The 3442-nt window shown below is 45.9% G+C and carries 5 protein-coding genes; 4 read left to right on the forward strand and 1 reads right to left on the reverse strand.

The window, feature by feature from the left end; translation table 11 throughout:
• A partial coding sequence (locus FJZ26_05015) for an acylphosphatase (GenBank protein ID MBM3229767.1) occupies window positions 1–258 on the forward strand: 258 nt, incomplete at its 5' end.
• Window positions 259–387: 129 nt separating this feature from the next.
• On the opposite strand, the gene FJZ26_05020 is transcribed toward FJZ26_05015, so the two are convergent.
• Complete coding sequence (locus FJZ26_05020) at window positions 388–1620, reverse strand: hypothetical protein (protein MBM3229768.1); 1233 nt, start codon at window positions 1618–1620, stop codon at window positions 388–390.
• 177 nt (window positions 1621–1797) lie between these two features.
• Between FJZ26_05020 and FJZ26_05025 the strand changes: the two genes are divergently transcribed.
• From FJZ26_05025 to FJZ26_05035, 3 genes are all read left to right on the forward strand, one after another.
• Window positions 1798–2136 (forward strand): hypothetical protein, encoded by a 339-nt coding sequence (locus tag FJZ26_05025; GenBank protein MBM3229769.1) that lies wholly within the window; start codon window positions 1798–1800, stop codon window positions 2134–2136.
• A 31-nt stretch (window positions 2137–2167) separates the two neighbouring features.
• Window positions 2168–2974, forward strand: coding sequence for a Fe-S cluster assembly ATPase SufC (sufC, locus tag FJZ26_05030; protein MBM3229770.1), 807 nt, complete (start codon window positions 2168–2170; stop codon window positions 2972–2974).
• A gap of 41 nt (window positions 2975–3015) precedes the next feature.
• Window positions 3016–3442 (forward strand): Fe-S cluster assembly protein SufB (locus FJZ26_05035; protein ID MBM3229771.1); only part of this gene is annotated, 427 nt, incomplete at its 3' end.

Genomic DNA, 3442 nt, shown 5'->3' on the forward strand with positions numbered 1-3442 from the left:
CAAGGCGTCGGCTTTAGAAGGCACGTTGAGAGGCTTGCAAAAAGTCTTGGGATAACCGGATTTGTGAAAAACGAAGCTGACGGAAGCGTGTTTGTAGTTGCCGAGGCTGAAACTGAGGAAAAAGTCGGCTTGCTTGTCTCAAAGATAGGCAAGGAAAAGGGCATTTTCATACTTATTGACGTCAAGGAGTGCATACACGAGGAGAAAAAGCAGAAGGCAAGGCCAGAATACCACGATTTTGAAATCAGGTATGACTGAAAAAAAGTACCCCCAGTTAAGTTTACAGAATGGAGTAGGTAGCTTATTTGCCCTCCTTTTCGTATTTCTCAATTATTTTTTGCAGGTGCAATACCACTTCTATTGTTTGTGCGTTTTTTGCTTGTGCGTTTACTTTCCGAGAAGTTCAATGAGATGCAACATGTGAAGCGCGCCTTTTTTTGTTTCAGGGTGTTTTGTTGAATCCGAAAGTGCCTCCTTGACTTTCCTGATATCCGAACTTGACAGCTTGCCAAGTTCTGGCAGTACGAATTTGTCTATATACAATGGCTCCGTATGCGAGTAAGAGTCATCTGAATCGTATGACTTGAAGCTGTAGGATATGCACTGAAGCGCAAATGTCTTGGCTTTATCGTCTTGAGTAAGAAGGCTTACCAGGGAGCCTGCAGGCGGTTTTCCGGAGGCGGCATCAAGGACGGCGTCCACAGAGCCAAAAATCCTTTTTGCAATCCCGCTGCTTTGGAGGAAATATAATGCGGCGTCAATTTTTTCAAAAAAACCCATGTCAGGCGGCCTGTAATTCCTTGCTATCCCATACGCGAAAATGTATCCGACTATTTTTGCAGCGCCGCGAAGATTTTCATGGCTGCCATTCTCATACATGTCGTTTATTTTCTCAAGAAATTTCTTTGTAAATTCCCAGTCCGGGTTATAAAGCGAGTGCACAATTAGCCTGGTAAACACGAAATCTTGCTCATTTTTGGCAAGCTCGAAAAGCTTGTACAGTTTGGATTTGGATTTTGGGTATTCGTAGCCAAACAGCCTGGAGGCAATGTCGTAGTAATATTTGTCCTGGCTCAATGCCTTTTCATAGACAAAATCCGCAAAACCGCGAAATTTTTCCTTATTTTCCGGATGGGGATTATTGAAGACCAGGTAGTCTAGAACGCGATTTACAATTGCATCATCCCTTTTCTCAACAGCAGCAATTGCCAACTCGGGATAAAGCGAAATAAAGGCTTCAAATGTGGCTTTCCACCTGAAAAGATACTCTTCATTGTTGTCAAGTGCAAGCTCCTTTCTTTTTGAGTAAATTTCAACCAAAGAGTTGAAGGCTGCCTCACGAAGCGGTTTGTTGTCTGAAAGCAAAGAAGGGTCCACTGCTACGGAAATTTCCGTTGATGCCTTTGGGCTTGAAAACAATGCCTTTTGAGCATCTTGGGTGATTGCGCAGGGCGCAAGGTTTTCGCAAAGGAATAAAAGCAGTTTTTGGGCTTCAAGGGAAGTTGGGGCGCTTTCAAGCAGAAGCTTCCTAAAAGATTGATACGAGCCTGCAAGGCAGTTCTTTGCCGCATCTCCCGACTGGCGAGCATATGCGACAATGCTTGAGAATGCCTCGTCCAAGGCGTGATTGCGAGCTTGTTTTATCTGCGAGGGCATGAAAAAATTAGGTTAACAAGGTATATATGCCATTTGCCCGACACCCAAATCCAACACAGTTTCTTTTTAAATTATAACCCAGTTATATATTATTAGTGGTGGGGTTGCAGTGATTGCCTGCAACTCATTTAAAGTGGTCTTATGATTACCCCGTGTGAGAGCATTGTAAAGTATTACATACCGGCTCTGAAAGCAGGCATTGTGCAAAGCCTCTACGCAAGCCATGGCATGTCGCAGGTGAGGATTGCAAAGGCGCTTGGCATGACACAGGCGCAGGTAAGCAAGTACATTACGCACGATTATTCTCACGAGATTGAAAAGGCGCAAAAGACGGCACTTATCAGCAAAAACTCAAAGCAGATTGCAATGAGGATTGCAAGGGATGGCATCGGCTCATTCGAGATAAGCAGGATGGTTTGCACCACATGCGCCACAATAAATCCGGATTATGACTGCCTTTTTTCAACTGCAAGAAAATGAATGTGGCAAAGGTTAAGGCAAGGTGCTTGTTATGACAAAGGCTACAAAGGGCAATAGGAATGGCGAAGGCCAGGTGCTTGAAATCAGGAACCTGCACGTCTCAATAGAGGCGGATGGGAAAAAAATCCTCCAGGGGCTTGACCTTACAGTGAGGCAGGGCGAAATTCACGCAATAATGGGGCCAAATGGAAGCGGAAAGTCCACAATGGCACTTGCAATTCTTGGGAAAAGCAACTACAAAGTAGACAGCGGGGACATACTTCTAAACGGCGAGTCAATAGCGGATTTGGACACTGACAAGATTGCAAAGAAGGGCATCTTTCTTTCAATGCAGTCGCCAATCGAAATAGGGGGTGTAACGTTCTCAAGCTTTTTGAGGGTTGCCCATGCTGCAATGAAAGGGATAAAGCCCCTTGAGGTGCTTGATTTCAGAAAGCTGCTTGAGAAAAGGATGAAGCAGCTTGACTTTGACAGCTCGTTTGCATCAAGATACATAAACGAGGGATTTTCAGGCGGGGAGAAAAAAAGGGCGGAAATACTGCAGCTGTCGCTGTTTGAGCCAAAGTTTGCAATATTGGACGAGACAGATTCCGGCCTTGACGTGGATGCCCTGCGGACTGTTGCCGAAGGGATAAACAAGGTGGCAGGGCCGGGAGTTGGCATAATAATAATCACGCACTACTCGCGCATTTTGCGCTACATAAAGCCGGATTTTGTCCATGTTCTTGCAGGCGGCAGGATAATAAAAAGCGGCGGGGCAGACCTGGCGCACAAGATTGAGGAAAAAGGGTATGGATGGGTGAAAAGCGAGGTTGCGGCCAAGAATTCTGGAAGCTAAGCAAGGGCATTTCGATTCGCTGATTTTGGAAGTTGTTTGTTATGGCGGCACTGAAAATTGAGCGCGAAGATGCGCAGGCGGCTCCTGAAAAATATAGCCCGCAGGCAAACCCGGTGAGGGCGATTTTTGAGACAAAAAAAGGGCTGAACGAGGAGACGATTAGGGAAATATCAAGGCAAAAAGGCGAGCCAGACTGGATGCTGCAGCACAGGCTCCACTCGCTAAAGGTGTTCAACTCAAAGCCCATTCCAACATGGGGACCCGACTTGTCCGGGCTGAACCTAAACGAGATAACGCATTACGTAAAACCTGAAAGCGCAGGCTCAAAAAGCTGGAAGGATGTCCCGGACTACATAAAAAACACATTTGACAAGCTTGGCATCCCGGAGGCTGAACGCAACTTTTTGTCTGGCGTTGGAGCCATGTACGAGTCCGAGGTAGTCTACAAGGGAATCAAGAAAAATCTTG

This window comes from Candidatus Parvarchaeota archaeon (assembly GCA_016866895.1).
Taxonomy (GTDB): domain Archaea; phylum Micrarchaeota; class Micrarchaeia; order Anstonellales; family VGKX01; genus VGKX01.

Bases quoted from the DNA above. Each gene is read 5' to 3' on its own strand.
- FJZ26_05025 (MBM3229769.1), top strand. From the start codon at position 1,798: ATGATTACCCCGTGTGAGAGCATTGTAAAGTATTACATACCGGCTCTG.
- sufC (MBM3229770.1), top strand. From the start codon at position 2,168: ATGACAAAGGCTACAAAGGGCAATAGGAATGGCGAAGGCCAGGTGCTT.